We start from the raw sequence: 23,501 nt of genomic DNA, 5'->3' as shown, positions 1-23,501 counted from the left end.
GTCAGCCCTTGTGAGCGGCGGTGTCCGCCTCGACGTCGGCGAGCGACGACTGCAGGTCGGCGACGGGGGTCTTCAGGAACACGGCGGTGCCGCCGGATGCCTCCTGCACGCCGTCCAGCACGGCCTGCGTGTTCTGGTAGATCTCCACGAGCTTCTGGTAGGTGGGGTTGTTGGCATCCTCGGCCTTGGCGGCGAAGATGTTCACGTACGGCAGTGCATTGGGGTCGGACGGGTCGTCCTGAGCGATCGCGTCGGCGGAGGTGAGTCCGGCATCCTCCACGAAGTCGTTGTTGATGATCGCGGCCGCGACATCCGGCAGCGAGGTCGGGGTGAGCGAGGCCTCGAGTGTGGTGACCTTCACCTTCGACTTCGACTCGTCGATGTCGTCGACGGTGGCGAAGATGCTGCCGCCGTCCTTCAACGTCACGAGGCCGGCCGACTGGAGCACCAGGAGCCCGCGGGCCAGGTTGCTTTCGTCGTTCGGGATGGCGACGGTGTCGCCCTGCTGGATCTCGTCGACCGAGCCGTACTTGGTGGAGTAGAGGCCGAGCGGATAGATCGCGGTGGAGCCGATCGGCACGAGATCCTCGCCGCTGGACACGTTGTACTGCGCGAGGTACACGATGTGCTGGAACTGGTTGAGGTCGAGCTCGCCCTCGGTGAGTGCCGGATTCGGCTGGGCATAGTCGGTGAAGTCGACGATGTCGACCGTGATCCCCTCGTCGGCGGCAGCCTGCTTGTAGGTCTCCCAGTAGGGATCGCTGGCGCCCACGACGCCGATGCGCACGGTCTCGTTCGAGCTGCCGTCGGCGGATGCCGTACCGTCGGCGGCTCCGGATGCGCAGCCGGCCAGGAGTGCGATGAGGGGGACGGCGACGGACGCCGCCAGGAGCTTGGTGCGGATGGACATGGTGTTTCCTCTCGGTGGTACGAGCCACGACGCTAGGAAGACCGTGCGGCGATCTCGAACCGCGCCGTAACACCGGGGAACACGACGAAACAGAACGACATCTTCGGAAGAGAGCGGCCCCGGTGCGGTGTCGTGGGATGACGTATCGAGCACTGAAGGACGTCTCCCCATGACTTTCACCCCTGTCGGCACCGCGTTCGATCCGCGGGTCTTCCGCGACACACTGGGCCACTACGCCTCCGGGATCACGATCATCGGCGGCATGGTGGGCGACGAACCCGTGGGCTTCACCTGCCAGTCGTTCTACTCGGTGTCGACAGAGCCACCGCTCGTGTCGTTCAGCGTGATGACTACCTCGACGACGTATCCGCGCATCCGCGAGACCGGGACGTTCAGCGTGAACGTGCTCGCCCACGACCAGCGCATCGTGTCGAACCAGTTCGCCCGAACCGGCACCGACAAGTGGGCGGGCATCGACTGGAGCCCCACCGCGAACCGCAACCCCGTCATCGCCGGCACGCTCATGTGGCTCGACTGCGACATCTGGGCCGAGCACGAGGCGGGCGACCACCTCATCGTGATCGGCCGGGTAAGTGAACTGAGCCCCGCGGAGTGGCACGGCACCGAGCCGTTGCTGTACTTCAAGGGCCAATACCGCCACCTTCGTGAGCACGCCGAGTAACGCGGTGACCACTTCGGCCCGGGTCCGCGTGCCCTTCGTGTTCGTCGACGTGTTCGCCGACGAGCCGCTCACGGGCAATCCGCTCGCCCTCGTTCCCGACGCCGACAACCTGCCGGTCGAGCGGATGCGCGCCATCGCCCGGGAGTTCAACCAGTCGGAGACCACTTTCCTCGTGCGGCCCACGCGACCCGAGGCCGACTGGCGGCTGAGGTCGTTCACCCCGGGCGGCGTGGAGGTGCTCGGAGCCGGGCACAACGCGATGGGTGCGTGGATCTGGCTCGCGGAGGCGGGCCGGCTGCCGCCGGGGCGGCGGCAATTCGTTCAGGAGATCGGCGACGACCTCCTCGGCGTCGAGGTCGCGGAGCCCGCGGATGCGGCCGGCGCGGACGCGAAGTCGGTGGTCACCCTGGATCACTCCGCGCCACGGTTCGGTCGCACCGTCGATGACCTGGAGGTTCTCGCGGCAGTGGTCGGGCTCGCCGCGGCCGATGTCGCGACCAGCGCGGCGGCCCAGGTTGTCTCGACCGGGGCCGGGCACCTCCTCGTGGGCGTGCGCGACCGTGGCGCCGTCGACCGGGCCGTTCCGGATGTCCCGCTGCTCCTCGCGGTGCTGCGCGAGGCCGGCGGCGAGGGCTGCTACGTCTACAGCCGTGACCCCGTGCATCCGGAGAGCGGCTCGGTGGCGTATGCCCGCTTCTTCAACCCGACCGTGGGGATCGTCGAGGATCCGGCAACCGGCACCGCGGCCGCGCCGCTCGTCGCCCTGCTGGTGGCGGCCGGGGAGATCGCCGACGGCCGCACGGTCGTGGTGGAGCAGGGCCACGCCATCGGGCGGCCGAGCCGTCTGACGGTGTCGATCGACCGGGACCGTGTGAGGCTGAGCGGCTCGGGTCTCGTGTCCGCCGAGGGCGTGCTGCTGTTGTAGCAGGATGGTGGGAACGACGAGGGGCGAGCCGAGGGAGGTCAGGATGCATCCGTACGACGACATCGACATCGATGCGCTCCGCGCCGCGGGAGGATCAAAGTGGACGACCTACCCGGATGCCATCGGAACCTTCATCGCCGAGGCCGATCACGGCACGGCACCGAGTGTGACGGCGGCGATCCGGGCGAAGGTCGACACCGGCACCTTCGGGTACGTGACCGTGGCCGAGAAAGCCGAGGCGGGGCGCTCCCTCGCCCGCTGGCTTCAGCACCGCTTCGGCTGGGAGGTCGATCCCGGGCGCATCGGCTGTCTGCCCGAGGTGCTGACGTCGCTCGAACTCACGATCGACCACTTCACCCGCCCCGGTTCTGCCGTCATCCTCCCCACTCCCACGTACATGCCGTTCTTCACCCTTCCGCGAGACCACGGCCGCGAGATCGTCGAGGTGCCGCTGCAGGAGCAGCCGTCGGGCACGTGGGAATTCGATTACGACGGAATCGACGCGGCCTTCACCGCCGGTGCGGGGCTTCTGGTGCTCACCAATCCGGCCAATCCCACGGGCACCGTCTTCCGCCGCGAGCAGTTGCTGCCGCTGGTCGACATCGTAGAGCGTCATGGCGGCCGGGTGTGGGCCGACGAGATCCACGCGCCGCTCGTGTTCGACGCCGCCGTTCACGTGCCGTACGCCTCGCTCTCCGAGACGGCGGCACGCCACACGATCACCGCCACGAGTGCATCGAAGGGCTGGAACATCCCGGGCCTCAAGTGCGCGCAGATGGTGTTCACGAACGATGCCGACTGGGACACCTGGCGTCGGGTCAGCCGGTGGCCGAGCCACACCACCGGCTACCTCGGGGTGCTCGCCACCATAGCGGCCTACGACGACGGCCGCGAGTGGCTCCATGAGACCGTCGAGTATCTGAACGCAAACTGCGAGCTGCTCGACGCTCTGGTGACCGAGCACCTTCCGAGGGCCCGCTACCTGCGGCCCGACGCCACCTACCTCGCCTGGCTCGATCTTCGCGACTACGCCATCCCGGGGAACACCGGCCGCTGGCTGCGGCAGCACGCGGGCGTGGCCGGAACCGACGGCCGCCTCTGCGGGCGCGACTTCGATGGCTGGTTCCGTATCAACTTCGCCACCCCGAAGCCGATCCTCACCGAGCTCGTGACGCGGATGGGAGCCGTGCTCGCGAACATCCGGTGAGAGCCCGGCCGCGTGCTGATCAGGCCTTGGGCTGCCAGCCCAGCTCTGGGCCGATGAGATGCCGGATGTCGCCCAGGATCTGGGCGTAGTCCTCGTCGTCGAAGGGGAACGGCAGGGCGAACGCCGTGTCGGTCACCAGGGCGAACCCGGGATCCTCCTGCAGGCGTTCGATGATCTCGGCGGCGGGGGCGAGGATGTCACGCTGGAAGAGGCTTTGCTTCGGCCCAAAAGTCTTCTCCACCCGCGCGTCCCGCTCGTCGGTGTAGGCCTTGTACTTCGCCTTCTGCGAAGGGGTTGCCCCATCTGTCGGAATGATCACGAGACCGCCGGAGATGCGGGCGGATGCCGGATCGGGGTGGGCGTCGAGGTAGGCCCGGATGACCCGGTGCGTGTTGCGGGTGAAGTCGAGGTCGCCGTCGTGGCTCTTCACCACGTTGCTGGTGAGCAGGTTGAGCCCCCGCCGCGCGCCCCATTCGGCCGACTCGATGCTGCCCGCCCCGTACCAGACGCGGTCGACGAGACCGGGGGAGTGCGGCTGGATGGTTCGGGTGGAGAGGTCACCCTCGACCTCGTCGCGGTACACCACGGGGTCGCGGAGAAGCCCGAGGAGCCGGTCGGCCCGCGCGTGACTGAGATCCTCTGCCTCCCAGGTGCCCGGGTAGATGGCGTCACGGTAGTACTGCCAGTTCATCGGGGTGCCGACGCTGAAGCCCGGGTTCAGCCGCCCACCCGTGAGGAGGTCGACCGTGTGGAAGTCCTCGGCCAGCCGGAACGGGTTCTCCCCGCCCAGCGGGATGACGGCTGTGCCGAGAGCGATGCGTTCTGTGCTTCGGCTGGCCGCCGCGATCACCGAGAGGGGCGACGAGATCGCCGTCTCGAGGTGGCGCTGGCGCAGCCAGGCGCTGTCGAAGCCCAACTGCTCGGCCTGCTCGAAGAGCCAGATGGCCGACTCGTGCCCACGCGCGGGGTCGGTGGGGTCGAAGCGGCCGAGAGTGAGCACGCCGAGGTGCTGCAGGGGGAATGTGGTGTCGGGCATGGAATTCCTCAGATCGATGTGTGTCGCGATGGTGATCGGCACTCCAGCGATACCAGACCGTGCCAGGCCGACGCGTTATGTGCCGATTTGTTCCGGCCCGTCTCGACGCATTTCGTCACGCGGCCGGCGTGTCCGCAGCGCTCCGTATGGTCGGTCTTCGTGCACGGGCAGCAGCCCGGGCCATCACGCAGAGCGATCGGAGAGACATGTCGGAGCCCATCCACTTCGGCTGGTTCGTGGGCCAGGGATTCGGAGTCCAGGGCTGGCGCAAGGACAGCTATTCCTGGGGCCACACGTGGTACCAGCCCGACATCTGGGAGCAGGCGGCGCGCGTGCTCGAACAGGCGGGCTTCGACCTCCTGATCCTCAAAGACGGCCCGACCGTGTCGTACTCCGAGCGTTCACGCGACGTGGGTCTCGCGAGCGCAGAGGGCGGTCCGCGGCACGACACCCTTTTCCTCGTTCCCCTCCTCCTTCGCGTCACGAAGCACCTCGGCATCGTGCCGACGCTCAACACCACGCACTACGACCCCTATATCGCTGCTCGCCAGATCGCGACTCTCTACCACCAGGACACCCCGCGGGTCGGCCTCAACGTCGTCACGAGCGGCGGTGGAGCGCGTACCTCCAATTTCGCGCTGCCCGGCAGACCGCTCGACTCCGAGGAGACCTACCGCCGTGCTGAGGAATGGCTCCGCGTCGTGCGCTCCCTGTGGACGAGTTGGGACCGGGACGCGGTGATCGAAGACGAACTCAACCGGGTCTACGCCCGCGCCGACCGGCTCCATCCCATCGATTTCCGGGGAGAGCACTTCGACGTGGCGGGCCCCGGCGTCGCCCTGCCGTTTCCGGATGAGGGACCCGTCATCTCGGCGCCGTCGAACTCCCCCCGGGGTCTGCGCTTCGTCGGTGAGAACGCCGATCTGCAGTTCGGCTACTCCCGCGACCCCGACATCATCCAGGGCATCCGGGAGGGGATCGACGCGGTGCGGCCGACGAACGGCCGTGATCCGAAGCGCGCCAAGATCTTCTCGAACATCTCGCCCAAAGTGGTGGGGTCACAGGAGGAGAAGCAGGCGTACCTCGCTTGGCGGCGAAGCGACGAGGGGCTGCGTCGCGACCTGCCGCTGCTCTCGGTGATCCTCGACGTCGATCTGACGCAGCTCGACTTCGACGCGCCCCTACCTGCCCCGTACCTCGACGCCTGGACCGCCAACCCGGTGAGCGCCGGAGTGGTGAACGCGTTCCTCAGCACGGTCGACGACCCCCGCACGACGCCCTTCCGTGAGCTCGCGGCGCGCAGTACGCACGGGCAGGCGGGCGACATCGTGGGCACGGCCGAGGAGATCGCCGACCACATCGAGGAGTGGACGGAGTCGAGCGCACTCGACGGTGTGCTGTTCGACTTCAACGTCGATCCGGAGAGTCTCTTCGGCACCTTGGTGCCACTCGTGCCCGTGCTGCGCCGGCGCGGACTCCTGCGCACGGGCTACGCCTCGACATCGCTGCGCGAGAATCTCGACGGGTTCTGATCATGGCCGACGAACTGGAGCGCGTCTTCGACATCCCCTATAAGGAGGTCGACGGCAACCCGCTGACCCTCGATCTCTACTACACCGGCAAGCCCGATGACCATCCGGTGCTGCTCTGGTTCCACGGCGGTGGCTGGCGGGTGGGGCACAGCCGCCAGGCCGAGGAGAAGATCCTCTGGCCGTACGCGCAGGCAGGCCTCACCGTGGTTACGGTCAATTACCGGCTGTCGGGCGAGGCGGCGCATCCGGCCCAGCTCGAGGACGCGCTCGACGCCCTCGCCTGGCTCGGCCGCGACGATCACGGCTACCGGTTCGACACCGACTCGGTCATCGTCGGCGGCGGCTCGGCCGGCGGTCACATCGCCGCACTCGTGGCGGTGAACCATCCGCTCTACCGGGTGGCGCACGGTGAGACCGCGCCCTGGGTGAAAGGCGCCGTAGCGCTGTATCCCGTGGTCAACCCGCTGGCGTACGACGGTGCGAAGCTGGCGCAGGGCGCGCCCGCGGAGGGCACGTTCGCCGCAGCGCACTTCGAGCGCGAGGGCCAGCTGATCCAGGCGGGACGGCAGCTCCTCGGCGACCAGCCCGTGCACTCGCCATCCGCATTCCTCGACTCCTACCGGCAGCTCGATGCGGGCGACGTGCCGCCCGTGCTCATCCTGCACGGCTCGAACGACAGCGACGTGCCTGTGGCGCAGTCGCTTCTCCTCTACGACACGCTGCGTGCCCAAGGCATCGACGTGACCCTCCTCCTCTTCGGCGACGCCGACCACGGCTCGCCCCGGTTCCACCGCGACGTGGCCCTCGCCGCCACCGTGGCATTCGCCTCGCAATCCGTGCGGCCCACCCCGGTCGCGCACGCTCAGAACTGAATACCCCCTCCCCTCACGACGAACAACGAAAGGTACTCACTCATGACGAACAGCAAGAGGATCGCCGGGCTCCTCGCCGCGGCGACGATCGGAGCCCTTGCACTGGCCGGCTGCAGCACCTCCGGCGGATCGACCGCTGCGGATGCGGCGAGCTCAGGCGACGAGAGCATCACCCTCACGAAAGACGTGCACCTCGTGGTCGGCACGAGCGCGCAGGAGGGTGCTGTGTTCACCGACTCCGGGATCTTCGACGATGCCCCGTACACGATCGACTGGTCGTACATCACCGACTGGGGCGCCATCTACTCCTCCATCGCCTCCGACTCCCTGAACGTCGGCTACTGGGGCCTCGATGCCAACATCTTCAAGGCCGTTCAGAACGGCGTGCCGGCCAAGCTGGTCTCGCTGCTGGGGGCGGATGCCTCGGCCGAGGATGCGGGGGCGCTCAACGTGTTCGTTCGCACCGATGCGGGAATCGACACCACGGAGGATCTCAAGGGGACAACGATCTCCACCGGCTCGGCGGGCACGACCTTCGACAACGTGCTCACCGCCGCGCTCTCCAACGGCGGCCTGACGGAGGCCGATGTGAACGTCGTGCGCTATCCGGACAGCGACCAGACCTCGCAGATCAACTCGCTGCTCGACGGTGACGCCCAGGCCTTCGCTGGCAACATCACGAGCGAGCAGATCATCGATGCTCTGGATGCGGGCACGATCAAGGTGCTCTACTGGCAGGACCAGGCGCTGCCCATCAACCGGATCGTGGTCTCGAACGATCAGACGCTCGGCGACCCGGCCAAGGCGGCCGCGCTCGAAGACTTCGCCCAGCGCGTGGCCCAGGCGCAGAACTGGAAGAACGATCCCGCCAACAAGGACAAGCTGGTGGCGATCACCACCGCGTCGACCAAGCTCCCCACCGCCGTCGCCGAGAAGTCCTACGACTATACGGTGGACTCGACGGTTCCGCTGGCCCTCGACTCGACCACCACCCAGAAGCTCGAGGCGACGATCGGCGACTTCGTCGACTTCGGCCTGTTGACCGAGCCGGTCGAGGTGTCGGATGTTCTCGACACCCGCTTCGCCGACGCCATCCAGACGGCGATCGATAGCAAGTGACCGTGTCCGCCCCCCAGATCTCGACCCGCTCGGGCGCCATCACGGCACCGTCGCTTCCCCTGCGGCTGACGGCGAAGCCGAGCCGCGTGCCCAACTGGTCGCTGCGGTTGATCAGCCCGCTCGCCCTCCTGGTGCTCTGGGAGGTGCTCGTGCGCATCGGCGTCCTCAACGGCGGCGTGATCGCACCGCCCTCCAAGATCCCGGGCACGGTCGTCGAGCTCTGGGGGACGGGCGACCTCCAGGCCGCTCTTCTGATCTCCTCGTTCCGGGCAGTCTCGGGCCTCCTCATCGGCGCCTCGCTGGGGGCGGCCTTCGCCCTGATCGCGGGACTCTGGCGCACCGGGCACCACGGTGTCGATCCGCTGGCCCGGCTGCTGCTGCCGATCCCGGCCACCGGCCTGATCACGCTCTTCGTGCTCGTGCTGGGGATCGGCGAGTGGACGAAGATTCTCCTGATCGCATTCGGCACCTTCTTCCCGGTCTACACGAACACCCTGCACGGGCTGAGGAGCGTCGATCCGAAGTTCGTGGAGCTGGCCGCCGTGTCCGGTCTCAAGCGGGGCGGCCTCATCCGGAAGGTGCTCATCCCCTCGGCGACGCCGAGCTTCTTCGTGGGCCTGCGCTTCTCGGTGTCGATTTCGTGGCTGCTGCTCGTGGTGGCCGAGCAGCTGAACGCGAAGGCCGGGCTCGGCTTCCTCCTCACCGAGGCACAGCGCTACTTCAGAACCGACATCATCGTGACGGCTCTGCTCTTCTACGCGATCCTGGGGCTGCTCTCTGACGCGATTGTGGTCGGCATCTCACGGCTCGTGCTGCCGTGGCGTAAGGAGTACGTGGGTTCATGAGTATCACCGACACCGAAGCCGCCGTCTCCCCGGCGGCCGATGACAGCGTGGTGCGAGTCGAGGGGCTGTCGAAGTCGTTCGGCGACCACGAGGTGCTGAGAGACATCGATCTGAGGATCGGCGCCAACGAGTTCGTCGCCCTGCTCGGGCGTAGCGGCGGCGGCAAGAGCACCCTCCTGCGGCTTCTCGAGGGCATCGACACCGACTACGAGGGCACCGTGCTCGTGCCCGAGCGCCGCTCGGTGGTGTTCCAGGAGCCGCGCCTGCTGCCCTGGCTCCGCGTCTGGCAGAACGTCACGCTCGGACTCACCGGATCGACGGAGGCGCTCAAGAAGCGGGCGGTCGACGTGCTGGGCGAGGTGGGCCTCGAGCGGCACGCCGGAACCTGGCCGGCAACGCTGTCGGGCGGAGAGGCGCAGCGCGTCGGACTGGCGCGTGCTCTCATCCGGGAACCCGACCTGCTCCTTCTCGATGAGCCGTTCGGCGCACTGGATGCCCTCACCAAGCTCCGGTCGCACGCTCTCCTGCGCGAACTGGTGCGCATTCACCGGCCCGGGGTGTTCCTGATCACGCACGACGTCGACGAGGCGATCTCCCTGGCCGACCGCATCGTCGTGCTCGACGGCGGCCGCTTCGTGCTCGACCTCATCGTGCCGTTCGACGACGATAGCGACGAGTTGCAGCTGACCCTTCAGCGCATCAAGCGCGACATCCTCGCCGCACTCGGCGTGGAGTGGGAGCCTGCGCACGAGGCCTGACCGGATGCCGCAGAGTGCGCGCTCTCACAGGTCGAGCCCGAAGGTGAGCAGCGTGATGGACTCCGTTCCATCGGTGATCTCGACGAAACGGTCAGGCAGCAGCGTGAAGCCCAAGCGGGCGTACAGGCGATGGGCGGCAAGCATCTGCGGACCGCTGTTCATCACCACGCGCCGCAGTCCGCGTTGGATGGCCAGTTCGATCACGTGACGGGTCAGCAGCTCGCCGATGCCGCGGCCGCGGGCCGGGGGCGCCACGGCGAGCAGGCGGAAGTCGATCTCGCCGGCCTCGGCGAGATCGGAGATGTGGCCGCCGGGCCGTGGCGTCGCGACGGTGCCGAGGAGTGTCCCCGATGCGAGGTCCTCCGCCACCCACACCTCATGCTCCCGGGCGCGCGGCGCGATATCCCGCACCGAGGCCAGGTAGTCGTCGGAGAGGTCGTAGTCGTGGGAGTTCGCTGTGGCCGCCAGCTCGGCGACCGCGCCATGCTCGTGCGCCCGGATGAGGCGCACGCGGATGCCCTCGCGATCGTCGAGGGAGTACGAGTAGACGAAGGGCACCGGTTGGAGCGCCGGATCGGCGGCCGTGTCGTCGGCGATCGTGACTTCGCGAGCGGTGACCCGCTGGAACCCCGCGCGGAGGTAGAGGCGCTGGGCGCCGTGATTGAGAGAGCCCGTGTCGAGCACCACCGCTCCGACTCTCCAGAGTCGGGCCTCTTCGATCGAGACCGCGACGAGGAGCTCGCCCACGCCCGAGCCCTGAAGGTTGGGATCGACGACCAGCAGGCGCACCTCCGCTTCGTCCTGCCGGGCGAGCCGGGACTGTGGAGCGTCGGCACGCAGCAGCGATGACGATCCGACGATCCGGTCGTCGGCCGTGACGGCCACCAGGAGGGCTCCGGATCGGGCTCGCGCCCCGGCATCCCGCTCCAGCTCCTGCCGCTCGCGCGACCGTTCCAGATGCCCGTAGGGGCCCGCCGCGAAGGCGCGTTCGGTCAACTCGCCCACGGCTTCGAACTCCGAGGGCTCCGCGTGACGCACCGTCACGGTCGCCGGATGACTCACGGAGGTCTTTGCGGTTCGGCTCATGGTGGAGTCTCTTCTTCTTTTTCTTCTTCTTCTCTTCTTCTCCTGTGCGTGCGCCGATCAAACTGCCCGGCGAACGACGGGAGACTCAGCGGCCGGACAGCACCCGGATGAAATCGGCGAGGAACGCTGTGCGGTCGACGTCGAGCACGACGAGGGTGTCGGGTGCCGGCTCCGTGGGCCAGCTGGGCGGGAGCCCTTCGGCGGTCTGCAGGAGGTGCGCTCGCGTGGAGTAGCCGTCGCTGGTGATGTTCACGGGGCCACGTGCGGATTTCGTGATCCAGTCGGGCTGCACGAGCAGCGCGGCCGCGAGGCCGTCGTGAGCGGAGGACACCCGGCGGCCCCAGGCGTGCTGGTAGAAGTCCATGTAGGCGTGAAGAACCTGCGCCGAGAAGGCGCCCCACGCGGTGCCCGCGCGCTGCAGCGACTCGACGGCCTGTTCGTCGACGATGGTGCCCGCCGTCACGTTGACTCCTACCATCACGAGCTCGTTCCGCGGCGCGGCGAAGACGCGCCGCGCGGCCTCGGCGTCGTTCTGGATGTTCGCGTCGACCATCTGGGTGACGCCGAGCGGCGGGAACGGGCCCGATCCCCCCATGATCACGACGGAGCGGTACAGGGTCAGCAGCTCGGGCTCGATCTCGAGCGCCAGGCCGATGTTGGTGAGGGGCCCCACAGGGAGGAGATCGTAGTATCCGGGCCGTGACCGCCCCAGCTCGACCAGCAGCTCGGCGGAGCTGAGCGGCGAGAGGTTCTTCGGCGCGATCGGGTCGGACCACAGATCGCCGAGCCCGTCCCGCCCGTGCACGAGGTGCGCGATCGCCGCCTCGCCCTCGATGGGACCGGCTGCACCGCGCGCGACGAGGGTGTCGTCGAGCCCTGCGACCTTCAGCACCCGCGCGATGTTCGTGAGTGCCGACTCGACCGGGGTGTTGCCGTACACGCTCGTGATGGCGCACAGCTCGGCGTCGGGCCGGCCGGCGAGGTAGAGCAGAGCGAGGGCGTCGTCGATCCCGGTGTCGGTGTCGAGGACGATATGGCGGATGTCAGCGGGTTCGGTCACATCGACCGACGTTAGCAAGGGAGTCTTCCCGACACGCTCCGGATCGCCCCGTGTTACGCCGCGTGATCCCGGCCCCGCACGTGCACCGGCGGTGGCCGACGGGATGTGTACGCTGGAAGACTTTGCACCGGCAGGTGACGTCGTCAGGAGAAGAACATGAGAGCGGACTCCGTTCAGCGAGGGGTCGTCGAACGCATCGTGGTGAGGATCGCGCAGGATGCTCGCGTGGTCGGCGTGGCCGTCACCGGTTCCCTCGCGGCCGGCCTGGGTGACGAGTACTCCGATGTCGACCTCGTCCTGGCGGTGCGCGACGACGCCTTCGAGGAGGTCGAGGCCGAACGGCTGGCTCTCATCGCCTCCTGGGCGCCCCTGATCGTCGGGTTCACGGGCGAGCACGTGGGTGAACCGCGGGTGATCATCAGCGTGATCGGTCCGCCACTCGTCCACGTCGATCTGAAGTTCGTTCGGCTCTCCGATTTCGGCGCGAGCGTCATCCGTCCCTGGCTGATCCACGACCCGGCCGGCGCGCTTGCCGCCGCGGTCGTCGAGCATCCGGGCGCAGAGGAGTCGGTCGACGCGCAGTGGATCGAAGACAGGTTCTGGGTGTGGGTGCACTACGCCGCCGCGAAGCTCGGCCGGGGTGAGCTCTTCGAGGTGATCGACATGCTCGCGCTCATGCGCAGCGCGGCGCTCGGACCCCTCGCCGCCGTGCGAGCCGGGATCGATCCGCGGGGTGTGCGCCGGCTGGAGTCGGCCGCCCCGCGTGACTCCGATGAGCTGCGAGCCACCGTGAGCCGTCACGACCGGAAGGAGGCGGGCGAGGCGCTTCGGGCAGCGGTGCGGCTCTACCGATCGTGGAGCCGGGACATCCCGTTCGATCGGCGGACTCAGGCCGAGGATCTCGCGGTGCAGTATCTCGACGATGTGATCAGGCGGCGGCGAGAGAACGGCTAGCGCGTGGCGGGGCCGACGGGCGCGCTGCTATCCGAACTCATCTGACCGTGTCGCGAAGCGACTCGGCTGCCACGATATGCCGAGCCGTTCTGCGAGATGCGTGCCCGCCGTGGTCTGGCTGCCGGGGAGGGCGATTCCCCGGTTCCGGAGGTCGCGGAGCAGGGGCGCGATGAGGCCTGGCCCCACGAGGAAGAGCAACACGCGGGTGCCGGCAGTGGATTCCGCGGCGAGGGCCTCGGCGAACGCCTCGGCCGAATCGACGCGGATACGCACGAGATCCGTCGCCGGGCCCCGGTCGGGGCTGACGACGAGTCGCGCGCTCCCACGGTCGTCGGCCAGGAACACCGGCGGCCTTCCCTGGGGCGGGCGCGGGGTGATGAGCGGGCCCTTCACCCTGAAGAAGGCGCCGTCGTGATCGATGTGATGCACCTTTGCGCTGTCGACGTAGCGCCCCGTCGCCCTGTCGCGGATCTCGGCCCCGTCTTCCCAGGAGTCCCAGAGGTCGCCCACGACGGAGACGAATTCAGCCGCCTCGGCGTGCCGCTGGATCGGAGACAGGTCCTTCGCGGCCGGGAAGAAGCGATCGGCGGCGTCGGAGCGCGACGGGTCGACGATCAGCCCGGCCCGCCCTCCGCTGATGAAGTCGATCGTGGCGATCGCCTTCGCCACGTGGAATGGCTCGGCGTAGTGGCTCCATGAGGTGGCGACCAGGCCGATCCGATGAGTGCGCCGGGCCAGGAAGGCCAGCGCGTCGACCGCGGAGAGCCTGAAAGTGCGGTCGGCGGCCCGCGCCAGCGGATCGTCGAGTGCGATCAGGTCGAATCCGAGCTGATCGGCCAGGGTGGCGGCATCGCTGAGACGCGCGACACTCTCGGACCCCTCGGTGGAGTCGGCACCCACGCCGTCCAGCACGAGCCCCACGAGCATCCTTTTCTCCGTGGTCACGACAGTGCCCCTCCTGGTTCGCCCCAGTGGGACACACCGACCGCACGTAAGTGCGCGGACATCTCCGGTCCCGCCACCTGACCGGCCACGCCGGCGTCGAAGAGCCGACGCGGATCCGCCCCTACCGATCGAGCGAAGGCGTGTTCGGTGCCGAGGTCGGTGCCGAACATCGCGGGATCGTCGGTGTTGATCGTCACCTGCAGTCCTTGCGCGAGCAGAGTGGGAAGCGGATGAGCATCGAGGCGCGGGACGACCCGGGTGCGCAGGTTCGAGGTGGGGCACACATCGAGCACGATGGAGCGGTCGCGAAGCTCCGCTATGAGATCGAGGTCCTCGATGGCGCGGAATCCGTGACGGATACGGTCAGCGCCGAGCAGGTCGACGGCCTCGCGAACCGACGGGGCTCCCACGTCCTCTCCGGCGTGGGGGACGGAGGCGAGTCCGCCGTCGCGGGCACGAGCGAAGAGCTCCGCGAAGTCGCTGGTGGGTGCCGCGCGCTCCCGGCCGCCGAGCCCGACCCCCACGATCCCGCGGTCACGGAACCGGATCGAGTCCTCCACGATCGGCCGACTGAGCTCGGGTTCGCTCTCGCGGTCGATGTCCGGGGTCAGTCGCACGATCACTCCGGTCTGCTCGTAGGCATCCTGGATCCCGTCGGTGTAGCCCTCGAACAGCGCGCGACTCTCGATGCCGCGCGCGTAGTACTGGCCCGGGGAGAAGATGCCTTCGAGGTACACCACGCCGAAACCCGCCCCCTCCCGGGCGTAGTCGACCACTACCTGCCTGAAGTCGTCGGCGGTGGTGATGACATTCGTGGTGAGGGTCCAGACATCGATGAAGTGGTCGAAATCTCGGAAATCGTAGAACCGCTCCAGTTCGTGCAGGGTGTCGACGGGAAGCGCCGCGCCGTTGCGGTGTGCGAGTTCGAACAGTGTCGCGGGGCGCACAGCTCCCTCCAGATGCACGTGCAACTCGATCTTCGGGTACGTGCGCTCACTCATGGCGCGGCTCCCGGCCTTCGGCTGTTTTCTGATGGAGGTGCTCGATCAGAGACGACCCCGAGTACGAATCGCGGAAGACCCCGAGCTCCTGCAGCTCGGGCACCACGGAGTTCACGAAATCGTCCATGCCGCTCGGAACCACCGACGGGTTGACGACGAAGCCGTCTGCCGCCTCCGTCTGTACCCAGAGGTTGATCTGGTCGGCGACCTGCTTAGGGGTGCCCACGAAGTCGCGCCGTGCCCGCACCACGCTCAGTAGCTCGCGGGTCGACAGTGATCGCTCCTCGGCGACCCTCCGCCACTCGGCCACCAGCACGCGGGCATCGCGCTCACCGCCTACCTGACCGCGGGTGAACGCGTACGCGTGATCCCAATCCGGATCGAAAGAGGGGAGCGGCCCGTCGACGTCGAAGTCGCTGAGGTCGTGCCCCCATACCTCTTCGAGCAGGAACGCGGCGACCCGCGGAGTCATCTCGAGTGCGCGCCATTCGCGCAACCGCTCGGCGGCCTCGGCTGGGGTGTCGCCGAGCACGAACGCGGTGCTCGGCATGATCACGATCTCGTCGTCCCTGCCCACGGCGCGCCGCCGTGAACGGATGTCGGCACAGAACGCGCGCGACTCCTCGATGCTCCGCCGTCCCGCAAAGACCACATCCGCGTGGGTGGCGGCGAGGTCGCGGCCCTCGGCCGAGCCGCCTGCCTGCACGATCGCGGGGCGCGCACCCGTCACGGGGGCGAAGGCCGCATCCGGATCCGCGCCCGACCAGAGTCGCCCGACCTCGCGGATGAACGCGTCGGCCTGACGGTAGCGGTCGGCGTGGGCCACCATCCGGTCGGGCCGGAAGTTCGTGGAGGCGCCGATGCCGAAGCTCGTGTGCGAGGTGACCACGTTCCAGCCCGCACGCCCACCGGAGAGGTGCTGGAGCGCCGCCAGCCTCCGCGCCACATCGTAGGAGTCGGTGAACGTGGTTCCCACGGTCGCTACCAGCCCGATCCGCTCGGTCTCGGCGGCGAGCCCCGCGAGAACGGTCAGCGGGTCGGGCTTGTCGAGGATGGCATGGTCGATCACCCGGCCGCGATGCTCCTGCAGCCAGTTCGCCTCGGCGAGGAACACGAAGTCGAAGAGACCTCGTTCGGCGCTGCGGGCGAAGTGCCGGAATGCATCGAATTCGATCTGGCTGCCGGCATCCGGGTGGCTCCAGAGCGTGTGGTGGTTGTCGTTCGGGTAGAACGCTCCCAGGTGGACCTGTCGACGTGCGTTGCTCATCGGTCCCTGATCCTAGAAGAGCGACGTCGCACGGGGTTCCAAGATGTCGTCATGTGACCGGGGGAGCAGACGCGCGCCGCTGGTTTGACATCATGGGCGGGTGGTGAGAATACGTTCATGAGCGACATCCCCCTCTCCGTTCTCGACCTGGTGCTGGTCTCCGAAGGCAGCACGCCTGCCGCGGCGCTGGCCGAGTCGATCGAGCTCGCGCGACACGCGGACCGGGCCGGGTACCGGCGGTACTGGCTGGCCGAGCACCACCTGTACCCGGGCGGCGCCGGAGCTGCCTCCTATCTTCTTGCGCCCACGATCGCTCAGGCGACCGAGCGCATCCGTGTCGGCACGGCGGTGATCGTCGTCGACAACCACTCGCCGCTCCAGGTCGCGGAGATCGGCGGCACCATTGCGGCGCTCAGTGGGCGCGGCTTCGACCTGGGAATCGGCCGCGGAGGGCCGACGCCCGACCAGCGGGAGCGAGGCCGTGCCACGAACGCGCGGCTGGCTTCGGGCGATCTCGAGGTCGGCCCTGTCGGACCGAGCCGACTCGTCGACGGCGTCGTCATCCCGTCGCGCACGGTCGTGCCTTTCGTCGATGTGCGTGCCGGGCTGAATGACCGGCTGCTCTCGCGCACGCCCGGTACGCCCGCCGACTTCGGAGAGCAGGTGGCCGACATCCTCGGTTTCCTGCGCGGGGACTCCGCAGTTCGCGAAGGCGTGCGGGTGGTGGCCACCCCCGCGGAGGGCGCTGACGTCCATGTGTGGGTTCACGGCAGCTCGGCGGGCATCAGCGCCGAGGTGGCCGGCCGCAAAGGCCTCCGATTCGGGGCGAACTACCACTCGATGCCTCAGACGATCCTCGAGACCGTGAAGGCCTATCGTTCGGCGTTTGTTCCCTCGTCAGAGCTCAGCCGCCCCTACGTCGCCGTGTCCGCCGACGTGCTCGTGAGCGAGTCCGACGCCGAGGCTGAGCGGCTGGCGGCGCCGTTCGCTCTCTGGCTGCACACGCTGCGCACCCAGTACGCGGCCGAGCCGTATCCGAGCCCGGAGTCGTTCGCTCGTTTCCCCTGGACACCGCAGCACGCCGCTCTCGTGGCCGACCGGCTCGAGAGCCGGATCGTCGGCTCCCCTCCCACCGTCGTCGATCGCCTTCACGCACTCGCGCGCGCGACCGGCGCCGATGAGCTCGTGATCACCACCCAGGCCCACGACGTGCGTGACCGGATCCGCTCGTATGAACTCCTCGCCGACGCCTGGAGCGCCTGACGGCCCAATCCTGACACCCCGATCCTGACGGATCCCGACGGTATCAGCGCCCGCCACCCACGGCGATGCCCGCCTTGACGTAGCGCTGCGCGCCGATCACCACGAACAGAGCGGGAACGCTCGCGATGAGCGAGGCCGCCATGACCGTCGCCCAGTTCGTGACCTGGGAATTGGTGAGACCCAGAATGAACACCGTCACGGGATACATCTGCGCCTGCGTCACGACCGTCAGTCCGAAGAGCAGGTCACCCCAGCTGAACAGGAAGGTGAAGACGCCCGCGGTGATGATCGCGTTTCGTGACAGGGGAATCACGATGCGCACCAGGCTGCCGAACGGTCCCAGGCCATCGAGCTTCCCCGCCTCGACGATGTCGTGGTCGAGGCGCAGCATGAAGGCCCGCAGCACGATGATCGCGAACGGCACACCCGCTGTCGAGTCCGCGATGATGAGGCCGGCGTAGGTGTTCAGGATGCCCCACGAGTTGAACATCGCGTAGAACGAATTCGCCAGCACGATGCTGGGAACCATCTGAGCGAGCAGGAGCAGGACCAAGGCGACATCGACGACACGCGATCGCACCCGGCTGAGGGCGTAGGCGGCGGGGATCGCCACGAAGAGCGTCACGACGACGGATCCGAGCGCAGCGATAAGGCTCACCTGAAGGCTCTGCAGTCCTTCCTCGAGCGCCGTGGCGTAGCCGTCGAGCTGGGGTGTGTTCGGCAGCCACTCGACATTCACCGAGGTCACGCCGGGCTGCAGCGACGCCGAGACCATGAAGTAGATCGGGAAGAGGTAGACGACGAGAATCACGACACTGACCACGGTGAGCCCGATACCGACCCACTTCGTGCGGCGTCGCCGCGCGCTCGGGCGCGCTTTCACGGTGCTCGTCGCCGGGTTCGTTGCGGATCTGGTCATTGTTCGCGACGCTCCCCCCGGCGGGACAGCCAGGTGTAGATGCCGGCGAACAGAAGACTGATCACGAGCAGCACCATGCCGTAGGCGCCGGCGTTGCCGAACTCGAAGAGCTGGAATGCCGAGCGGTACGACAGCAGCCCGAGCGTGACGGTGTTGTCGGCCGGTCCGCCCTGGGTCAGCACGAGCACGAGATCGACGATGAGCAGGGTGTAGACGATGCTCATCACCACCAGCACGGAGATGACGGGCCAGACCGACGGGATGATGATGTGGATGAGCCGCTTCCACGCGCCGGCACCATCGAGCTGCGCCGCCTCGAGCTGCTCGTCGGGTACCTGCTTGAGTGCGGCTCCGAGGATGGTCACCCAATAGGGCAGGGCGCCCCAGATCGAGACGGCGATCACGGCCCAGAGTGCCGTCGACGGGTCGGCGAGCCAGGCGTTCGTCGGCAGTCCGAGGGCGTGCAGGATGTCGTTGACGGCGCCGTCGCCCGAGAGAAGCCACTTCCAGATGGTGCCCACCACGACCGCCGGCAATAGCCACGGGATGAGCAGCAGCATCGGGAGCCATCGGCTGCCGGGGAAGCGGCGGTTGAAGTGCAAGGCCAGGGCGAAGCCCACCACGAGCTCGACCACCACGGAGACCACCGTGATCACGATGGTGTTGATCACAGCCTTACCGAGCAGTGGTGTGCTGAAGATATCGACGAAGTTGTCCAGACCGACGAACGGAGCTTTGCCGGTGAAGAACGTGCCTGTGGTGAAGTCCGTGGTACTCATGTAGACCCCGTAACCCAGAGGGAACACGAAGCACAGCGCGAAGAAGAGGATGGCCGGGATCAGGAACACGAGAGTCTCGGCCCGGTTCCTCCCGGTGAACGACAGGCCGCGCCGCCCGGGGCGAGACTGCTCAGGGCGGCGCGGCGCGGCGTCGGTGAGTGAACTCACTGACCGGCGACAGCCTTCGTCAGAGCCTCTTGGGCGCTGACACCGTTGACGGTGGCGTCCTGAAGGGCGGTGACGTACTGCTGCTGCAGAGTGTTCCAGTCGGTGCCGAGAGTGGCCGTGTTGACGGCGGTGGGAACCGCGTCGACGAAGGGCTTGGCGCCGGGCACCTGCTCGACGAAGGCGGCCTGAGCCGACGACAGAGCCGGGATGTAACCACCCTGCACGGCCGTCTCGACCTGGTTCTCCTCGGATGCGCGGCACTGCACGAGTGCTGCGGCCGCCTTGGCCTTGTTCTCGTCGGACTGCGAGGCGACACCGTAGGCGTAGCCGAGCAGGCCCACCTTGGGCTCCTCACCCTCGGTCGCGGTTGGGAAGGGCGCGATCCCGTATTCGAAGTCGGTCGGGGTCACGAGCTGCCAGGGGCCGGTCACAGTGATCGCGGCTTTACCGCCGGTCCACTGGTCGGTGGCGTCCCAGCCCCAGTTCACGAACTCCTTCGAGAGGCTGCCCTGGTCGAAGAGCGACTTGTAGAGGTCGACCGCGGCCACGGCCCCATCGCTCGTCGGGTCGGCGGGGTCGCCACCGGCGCTGAGCAAGAAGGGCAGGAAGTACACCGGTGCGGCGCCGTCGGTGGCGTTGCCGGCGAATGAGACGCCGTACTGATCGGCGGTGGTGAGAAGTTTGGCGTCGGCCTCGAGCTCTGCGAAGGTCGCGGGTGGCTCTGTGATGCCGGCGGCCTCGAACGCGTCCTTGTTATAGAACAGCGCGTAGTCCTCTACCTGCACCGGAAGGCCGTAGAGGGTGTCGTCGTACTGCCCGAGGGCGGCGACACTGTCTTCGAGGCCGTCGGTGCTGACGCCAAGGGAGCCCAAGTCGGAGAGCACACCCTGCGAGGCCAGAAGCGGCAGCTGCACATCCGTGCTCAACAGCGCGATGTCGGGCAATGACTTCGACGATGCCGCCTGGAGCAGCTTGGACGTGTAGTCGCCGGTGATCGTCTGATTGTCGACCTCGATGTTCAGCTGCGTCGCGCAGTCGGCGAAGTACTTCTCCTGGAGGCTCTGGTACGGGTCGTAGTCGATGTTGTTCCACACCGTGAGCTTCACGCCGCCGAAATCGGTCGACGACCCGGAGGTGGCTGCGGGGGAGTCGCTCCCACCGGAGCAGCCGGCAAGAAGAACGGTACCCGCCACCGCGATAGCGGTCACGGAGAGGGTGCGCGCGAGCGTGCGTCTCGGGAGGGTGCTCATGTGATCTGTCAGTCCTTTCGGCAGCGGATGCTGGGTTCATCGCCTGTGCTGTGAACCCTCATTCTGAATGCCAGCAGTCCTAGCGGCGAGCGCGTCGTCATCCGCGCGACACACAGCGAAAGAATCCGTAATAATCGCCCGTCATGACCCAGTCAGCCCGACGCGCGTGGCTGCGGCCGGGTGATCGGCGGGCAGCCTGTCGGCCCGATCCGACCGCAGCCGGGAGCGCAGGGTGCCGGCTGCTGGGAACGTGCCGTAGAGGCCCCGACTGCGCAGCTCGGGAACCAGGAGCTCGGTGAAGTCGTCGAGCGATCGGGGCGAGATGAACTGGTGGATCAGGAAGCCGTCGACCCCTGACTCCTCGACGAACCGCTCGACCTCTCCTGCCACCTGGCCAGGGGTGCCGATGAACCGGTCGTCCGCGAAGGCCGTTACCCTGCTGAAGCGGCGTCGCACGTCGCCCGCGAGCAGCGGAGGCGTGTCGGGCCGGGCGCCGGCGATCTGGGTGTGGTTCGTCTCCTGCTTCACCAGCGGTTCGTCGTCGCGGTACTTCGTGAAGTCGATCCCGCTCCAGCCGGCGTAGGCCGCGAGTTGCGCCTCGGCGGAGTAGTACGACTGGAAATCGTCGATTTTCTCCTGCACGGCGATGGTGGTGGGTGCGATCACGGGGTTCAGCCCGACGACCGCGCGGATCTCCGACGGGTCGCGTCCGAGTTCCGCTGCGCGGGAACGGATGTCGGCGAGGCCCTCGCGGATCTTCACCGGGTCCGATTCGCCCACGAAGATCAGCTCGGCGTGACGGGCGGCGAACTCGCGTCCACGCGGGGACCATCCCGCCTGGATCAGCACGGGGGTGCGCTGCGGTGACGGGATGCTGAGGTGCGGTCCTGCGACCCGGAACTGCGTTCCCCGGTAGTCGATCTCGTGCACCTTCGACGCATCCGCGAAGCGACGCGCCTGCTTGTCACCGAGGAACGCGCCATCTTCCCAGCTGCCCTCCCACAGCCGGTACACGACATCGAGGAACTCGTCGGCCCGGTCGTATCGGGTGTCGTGGGCGATCACGTCGAGCCCGAAGTTCGCGGCGGCGCCCGGCAGGTACGACGTCACGATGTTCCAGGCCACCCGGCCGGCGGTGAGGTGGTCGAGGGTGCTGAAGCGGCGCGCATGGGCGAATGGATGCTCGTACGTGGTCGACACCGTGGCGCCGAACGCGATGTGATCGGTCACCGCCGCGAGCGCGGGGATGTGCAGCAGGGGGTCGTGGGCCGGGATCTCGATTCCCCACTCGAGTGCGGTCGCCGCCGATCCTCCGTAGGTGTCGTAGAGGCCGAGCACATCGCCGAAGAAGAAGAGGTCGAGCCCGGCCTCCTCCGATCGCCGGGCGAGATCGACCCAGTACGGCAGGCCCACCGACTTCAACCGTTCGTCGGCCGGATGCGTCCAGAGACTCACGGCGCCCGAGCCGTTTCCGACACAGGCCTGCTCGTAGAGGCCCCAGAGCAGGTTTCGTGACTCAGACATGGCTGTTCTCCTTTCCGTCGGCGACGGCTGCGAGCCAGAGAGGCTCCCCGTCGACGTAGGTCGCAGTGGTTGGTGTCGTGCCCGTTTCGACGAGTTCCGCCAGGGCATCGCGGGGGTCGGGGCTCGCGGTGGCGAAGACGGCGAAGTCGGCCGCCGCGCCGGGCTCGAGGACGCCGAGGGCGCCGGTGCCGCCGGGTGCTGCTCCCGGAGTTCGGGAGCCGCGGTTCTGGCCGAGCGCGCGGGCACCACCGAGGGTCGCCGCCTCGAGGAGCCTCTCGTGCAGTCCGGATCCGCGGTAACCCTGTGTTCGGGCGAGGCGATGCAGCGCCGCCACGTCCTCCAGCAGATTCAGCGAGGGCGACGATGAGAGCGAATCTGTTCCCACCGCGAGGGGACTGTGTTCCGTGAGGTAGGCCGCGACGGGTGGGGGTTCGAGGCCGATCACGGCGTTGGACCGCGGGCACAGCGCCACGGTCACGCCGCGCCGGCGGAGCAGTGCACGATCGTCGGCGTCGACGTAGATGCCGTGGGCGAGGTGGGTGGTGGGTGCGAGGGCCCCGACGGAGTCGAGGTAGGCGATGGCCCCGAGCCCCGAGCCGCCTCCGCTCAACAGCTGGAGATCTGCGTGTCCATAGCGTCGCCACTGCTCGGCGAGCGTGCCAGAACCCGTCCGAGTGAAATCGTCTTCCGAAGCGGCCTCGGCCGCATGGATGTGCTGCCGCAGACCCTGTTCAGCCGACCAGGCGACGAGATCGTGCAGCACATCGGTGTCGAGGGAGTACACCGCGTGCGGTGACAGGCCGACCACGGGAGGCGTGGGGATCCGGTCGATTTCGGCCTCGACCGTCTCGCGGCCCTCGGCCCGCCACCGGGCCGCCTTCCAGTTGAAGACCTCCCAGAAGGTGATGCCGTGGAGTCCCGCGTCGTGCAGCGCACGGCCGGCGGCCCGATCGGTGACGATGTCGGCCAGAGCCGTCGTTCCGGTGCGCGCGGCCTGCTGGGCGCCGCTGGCGGCCGATTCGGCCCAGTCGTGCGGCGCGAGGTAGGCGGCCTGGAACGAGCGCGACCAGTCCTCGAACCCGGAGTAGCGGCCCTGACCGACGGCGGCCATGTCGCTGTACTGGAGGTGCGTGTGCGCGTTCACGAGGCCAGGGGTGAGGGTGCCGGACCATTCAACGCGCTTGAACCCCGTCGATTCGCCGAACTCTGCACTGAGGTCGTCGTGAGAACCCACCGCGACGATCCGATTCGAACTCACCGCCACTGCACCGTCGCGGATCGCCGGCGACCCGACGGGCAGGACGACCGGCGAGCGGTGCAGAGTGATGGCGGTCATGGGTTCCGAGTCAGCGGGGTGCACCGGGCGTGCGTCCGCTGAAGCCTAGACGGTCGCTCCCTG

The 23,501-nt window shown here is 68.2% G+C and carries 22 protein-coding genes; 10 read left to right on the top strand and 12 right to left on the bottom strand.

What is annotated here, in order from left to right:
* Window position 1 precedes the first annotated feature (1 nt).
* Entirely contained in the window at window positions 2-910 is a 909-nt protein-coding gene (locus tag EPO52_RS01055) for a MetQ/NlpA family ABC transporter substrate-binding protein (RefSeq protein WP_290800727.1), read from the bottom strand.
* 169 nt (window positions 911-1,079) lie between these two features.
* Between EPO52_RS01055 and EPO52_RS01050 the strand changes: the two genes are divergently transcribed.
* The 3 genes from EPO52_RS01050 to EPO52_RS01040 are packed head-to-tail and all read left to right on the top strand — an operon-like array spanning window position 1,080 to window position 3,724.
* Window positions 1,080-1,592: a flavin reductase family protein gene (locus EPO52_RS01050; RefSeq protein WP_290800725.1), complete on the top strand. Its 513-nt coding sequence runs from the start codon at window positions 1,080-1,082 to the stop codon at window positions 1,590-1,592.
* 4 nt (window positions 1,593-1,596) lie between these two features.
* Window positions 1,597-2,517 (top strand): PhzF family phenazine biosynthesis protein, encoded by a 921-nt coding sequence (locus EPO52_RS01045; protein WP_290800723.1) that lies wholly within the window; start codon window positions 1,597-1,599, stop codon window positions 2,515-2,517.
* Between the two features lie 43 nt (window positions 2,518-2,560).
* The gene (locus tag EPO52_RS01040; protein ID WP_290800721.1) at window positions 2,561-3,724 is read left to right on the top strand and encodes an aminotransferase class I/II-fold pyridoxal phosphate-dependent enzyme; all 1,164 of its coding nucleotides are present in this window, start codon (window positions 2,561-2,563) and stop codon (window positions 3,722-3,724) included.
* Window positions 3,725-3,743: 19 nt separating this feature from the next.
* Here the strand turns inward: EPO52_RS01040 and EPO52_RS01035 are convergent, their stop codons facing one another.
* Window positions 3,744-4,760, bottom strand: coding sequence for an LLM class flavin-dependent oxidoreductase (locus EPO52_RS01035; RefSeq protein ID WP_290800719.1), 1,017 nt, complete (start codon window positions 4,758-4,760; stop codon window positions 3,744-3,746).
* Between the two features lie 206 nt (window positions 4,761-4,966).
* On the opposite strand from EPO52_RS01035, the gene EPO52_RS01030 reads away from it, so the two are divergent.
* From EPO52_RS01030 to EPO52_RS01010, 5 genes are read left to right on the top strand one after another with little or no spacing between them, the layout of a single operon-like run.
* Window positions 4,967-6,292, top strand: coding sequence for an NtaA/DmoA family FMN-dependent monooxygenase (locus tag EPO52_RS01030; protein ID WP_290800717.1), 1,326 nt, complete (start codon window positions 4,967-4,969; stop codon window positions 6,290-6,292).
* Between the two features lie 2 nt (window positions 6,293-6,294).
* Window positions 6,295-7,164, top strand: a complete 870-nt coding sequence (locus tag EPO52_RS01025) for an alpha/beta hydrolase (RefSeq protein WP_290800715.1) — start codon at window positions 6,295-6,297, stop codon at window positions 7,162-7,164.
* A 42-nt stretch (window positions 7,165-7,206) separates the two neighbouring features.
* Window positions 7,207-8,283, top strand: a complete 1,077-nt coding sequence (locus EPO52_RS01020; RefSeq protein WP_290800714.1) for an ABC transporter substrate-binding protein — start codon at window positions 7,207-7,209, stop codon at window positions 8,281-8,283.
* 2 nt (window positions 8,284-8,285) lie between these two features.
* Window positions 8,286-9,128, top strand: coding sequence for an ABC transporter permease (locus EPO52_RS01015; protein ID WP_290800713.1), 843 nt, complete (start codon window positions 8,286-8,288; stop codon window positions 9,126-9,128).
* Window positions 9,125-9,886 (top strand): ABC transporter ATP-binding protein, encoded by a 762-nt coding sequence (locus tag EPO52_RS01010; protein WP_290800712.1) that lies wholly within the window; start codon window positions 9,125-9,127, stop codon window positions 9,884-9,886. Before EPO52_RS01015 ends, EPO52_RS01010 begins: the two co-directional genes overlap by 4 nt.
* A 24-nt stretch (window positions 9,887-9,910) precedes the next feature.
* On the opposite strand, the gene EPO52_RS01005 is transcribed toward EPO52_RS01010, so the two are convergent.
* Window positions 9,911-10,972, bottom strand: a complete 1,062-nt coding sequence (locus tag EPO52_RS01005) for a GNAT family N-acetyltransferase (RefSeq protein WP_290800711.1) — start codon at window positions 10,970-10,972, stop codon at window positions 9,911-9,913.
* 85 nt (window positions 10,973-11,057) lie between these two features.
* Entirely contained in the window at window positions 11,058-12,032 is a 975-nt protein-coding gene (locus tag EPO52_RS01000; protein WP_290800709.1) for a nucleoside hydrolase, read from the bottom strand.
* A 156-nt stretch (window positions 12,033-12,188) separates the two neighbouring features.
* On the opposite strand from EPO52_RS01000, the gene EPO52_RS00995 reads away from it, so the two are divergent.
* Window positions 12,189-12,986 (top strand): nucleotidyltransferase domain-containing protein, encoded by a 798-nt coding sequence (locus EPO52_RS00995; RefSeq protein ID WP_290800707.1) that lies wholly within the window; start codon window positions 12,189-12,191, stop codon window positions 12,984-12,986.
* 27 nt (window positions 12,987-13,013) lie between these two features.
* Here the strand turns inward: EPO52_RS00995 and EPO52_RS00990 are convergent, their stop codons facing one another.
* The 3 genes from EPO52_RS00990 to EPO52_RS00980 are packed head-to-tail and all read right to left on the bottom strand — an operon-like array spanning window position 13,014 to window position 16,199.
* On the bottom strand, window positions 13,014-13,931 hold the full coding sequence (locus tag EPO52_RS00990) for an LLM class flavin-dependent oxidoreductase (RefSeq protein WP_290800705.1): 918 nt from the start codon (window positions 13,929-13,931) through the stop codon (window positions 13,014-13,016).
* Window positions 13,928-14,932 carry an adenosine deaminase gene (add, locus tag EPO52_RS00985; protein ID WP_290800703.1) on the bottom strand — a complete coding sequence of 335 codons (1,005 nt, stop codon included), beginning with the start codon at window positions 14,930-14,932 and terminating at the stop codon, window positions 13,928-13,930. The genes EPO52_RS00990 and add overlap by 4 nt, the downstream gene beginning before the upstream one ends.
* The gene (locus EPO52_RS00980) at window positions 14,925-16,199 is read right to left on the bottom strand and encodes an LLM class flavin-dependent oxidoreductase (protein WP_290800701.1); all 1,275 of its coding nucleotides are present in this window, start codon (window positions 16,197-16,199) and stop codon (window positions 14,925-14,927) included. Before EPO52_RS00980 ends, add begins: the two co-directional genes overlap by 8 nt.
* 117 nt (window positions 16,200-16,316) lie before the next feature.
* On the opposite strand from EPO52_RS00980, the gene EPO52_RS00975 reads away from it, so the two are divergent.
* Complete coding sequence (locus EPO52_RS00975) at window positions 16,317-17,462, top strand: LLM class flavin-dependent oxidoreductase (protein ID WP_290800699.1); 1,146 nt, start codon at window positions 16,317-16,319, stop codon at window positions 17,460-17,462.
* A 43-nt stretch (window positions 17,463-17,505) separates the two neighbouring features.
* On the opposite strand, the gene EPO52_RS00970 is transcribed toward EPO52_RS00975, so the two are convergent.
* The 5 genes from EPO52_RS00970 to EPO52_RS00950 all read right to left on the bottom strand — a co-directional run bounded on the left by EPO52_RS00970 (window position 17,506) and on the right by EPO52_RS00950 (window position 23,438).
* Window positions 17,506-18,381 (bottom strand): carbohydrate ABC transporter permease, encoded by an 876-nt coding sequence (locus EPO52_RS00970; RefSeq protein WP_290800697.1) that lies wholly within the window; start codon window positions 18,379-18,381, stop codon window positions 17,506-17,508.
* Window positions 18,378-19,328: a sugar ABC transporter permease gene (locus tag EPO52_RS00965; RefSeq protein WP_290800695.1), complete on the bottom strand. Its 951-nt coding sequence runs from the start codon at window positions 19,326-19,328 to the stop codon at window positions 18,378-18,380. Before EPO52_RS00965 ends, EPO52_RS00970 begins: the two co-directional genes overlap by 4 nt.
* A complete protein-coding gene (locus EPO52_RS00960) occupies window positions 19,325-20,578 on the bottom strand; it encodes an extracellular solute-binding protein (RefSeq protein ID WP_290800693.1) in 1,254 nt (417 codons plus the stop codon). The genes EPO52_RS00965 and EPO52_RS00960 overlap by 4 nt, the downstream gene beginning before the upstream one ends.
* 141 nt (window positions 20,579-20,719) lie before the next feature.
* Window positions 20,720-22,102 (bottom strand): NtaA/DmoA family FMN-dependent monooxygenase, encoded by a 1,383-nt coding sequence (locus EPO52_RS00955; protein WP_290800691.1) that lies wholly within the window; start codon window positions 22,100-22,102, stop codon window positions 20,720-20,722.
* Window positions 22,095-23,438 (bottom strand): amidohydrolase family protein, encoded by a 1,344-nt coding sequence (locus tag EPO52_RS00950; RefSeq protein WP_290800689.1) that lies wholly within the window; start codon window positions 23,436-23,438, stop codon window positions 22,095-22,097. Before EPO52_RS00950 ends, EPO52_RS00955 begins: the two co-directional genes overlap by 8 nt.
* Window positions 23,439-23,501 lie beyond the last annotated feature (63 nt).

Source organism: Herbiconiux sp., from assembly GCF_004297105.1.
In the GTDB taxonomy this organism is placed as follows: domain Bacteria; phylum Actinomycetota; class Actinomycetes; order Actinomycetales; family Microbacteriaceae; genus Herbiconiux.
The sequence above is the reverse complement of the archived record's forward strand: the minus strand, read 5'-3'. Positions and strand labels throughout refer to the sequence as shown.

Excerpts from the sequence above, each read along its gene's own strand:
- EPO52_RS01050 (WP_290800725.1), top strand. The coding sequence starts at position 1,080 with ATGACTTTCACCCCTGTCGGCACCGCGTTCGATCCGCGGGTCTTCCGC.
- EPO52_RS00960 (WP_290800693.1), bottom strand. The coding sequence starts at position 20,578 with ATGAGCACCCTCCCGAGACGCACGCTCGCGCGCACCCTCTCCGTGACC.
- EPO52_RS01035 (WP_290800719.1), bottom strand. The coding sequence starts at position 4,760 with ATGCCCGACACCACATTCCCCCTGCAGCACCTCGGCGTGCTCACTCTC.
- EPO52_RS00955 (WP_290800691.1), bottom strand. The coding sequence starts at position 22,102 with ATGTCTGAGTCACGAAACCTGCTCTGGGGCCTCTACGAGCAGGCCTGT.
- EPO52_RS00980 (WP_290800701.1), bottom strand. The coding sequence starts at position 16,199 with ATGAGCAACGCACGTCGACAGGTCCACCTGGGAGCGTTCTACCCGAAC.
- EPO52_RS00995 (WP_290800707.1), top strand. The coding sequence starts at position 12,189 with ATGAGAGCGGACTCCGTTCAGCGAGGGGTCGTCGAACGCATCGTGGTG.
- add (WP_290800703.1), bottom strand. The coding sequence starts at position 14,932 with ATGAGTGAGCGCACGTACCCGAAGATCGAGTTGCACGTGCATCTGGAG.
- EPO52_RS01025 (WP_290800715.1), top strand. The coding sequence starts at position 6,295 with ATGGCCGACGAACTGGAGCGCGTCTTCGACATCCCCTATAAGGAGGTC.
- EPO52_RS01030 (WP_290800717.1), top strand. The coding sequence starts at position 4,967 with ATGTCGGAGCCCATCCACTTCGGCTGGTTCGTGGGCCAGGGATTCGGA.
- EPO52_RS00970 (WP_290800697.1), bottom strand. The coding sequence starts at position 18,381 with ATGACCAGATCCGCAACGAACCCGGCGACGAGCACCGTGAAAGCGCGC.
- EPO52_RS01010 (WP_290800712.1), top strand. The coding sequence starts at position 9,125 with ATGAGTATCACCGACACCGAAGCCGCCGTCTCCCCGGCGGCCGATGAC.
- EPO52_RS00975 (WP_290800699.1), top strand. The coding sequence starts at position 16,317 with ATGAGCGACATCCCCCTCTCCGTTCTCGACCTGGTGCTGGTCTCCGAA.
- EPO52_RS01055 (WP_290800727.1), bottom strand. The coding sequence starts at position 910 with ATGTCCATCCGCACCAAGCTCCTGGCGGCGTCCGTCGCCGTCCCCCTC.
- EPO52_RS01020 (WP_290800714.1), top strand. The coding sequence starts at position 7,207 with ATGACGAACAGCAAGAGGATCGCCGGGCTCCTCGCCGCGGCGACGATC.
- EPO52_RS00950 (WP_290800689.1), bottom strand. The coding sequence starts at position 23,438 with ATGACCGCCATCACTCTGCACCGCTCGCCGGTCGTCCTGCCCGTCGGG.
- EPO52_RS01005 (WP_290800711.1), bottom strand. The coding sequence starts at position 10,972 with ATGAGCCGAACCGCAAAGACCTCCGTGAGTCATCCGGCGACCGTGACG.
- EPO52_RS01040 (WP_290800721.1), top strand. The coding sequence starts at position 2,561 with ATGCATCCGTACGACGACATCGACATCGATGCGCTCCGCGCCGCGGGA.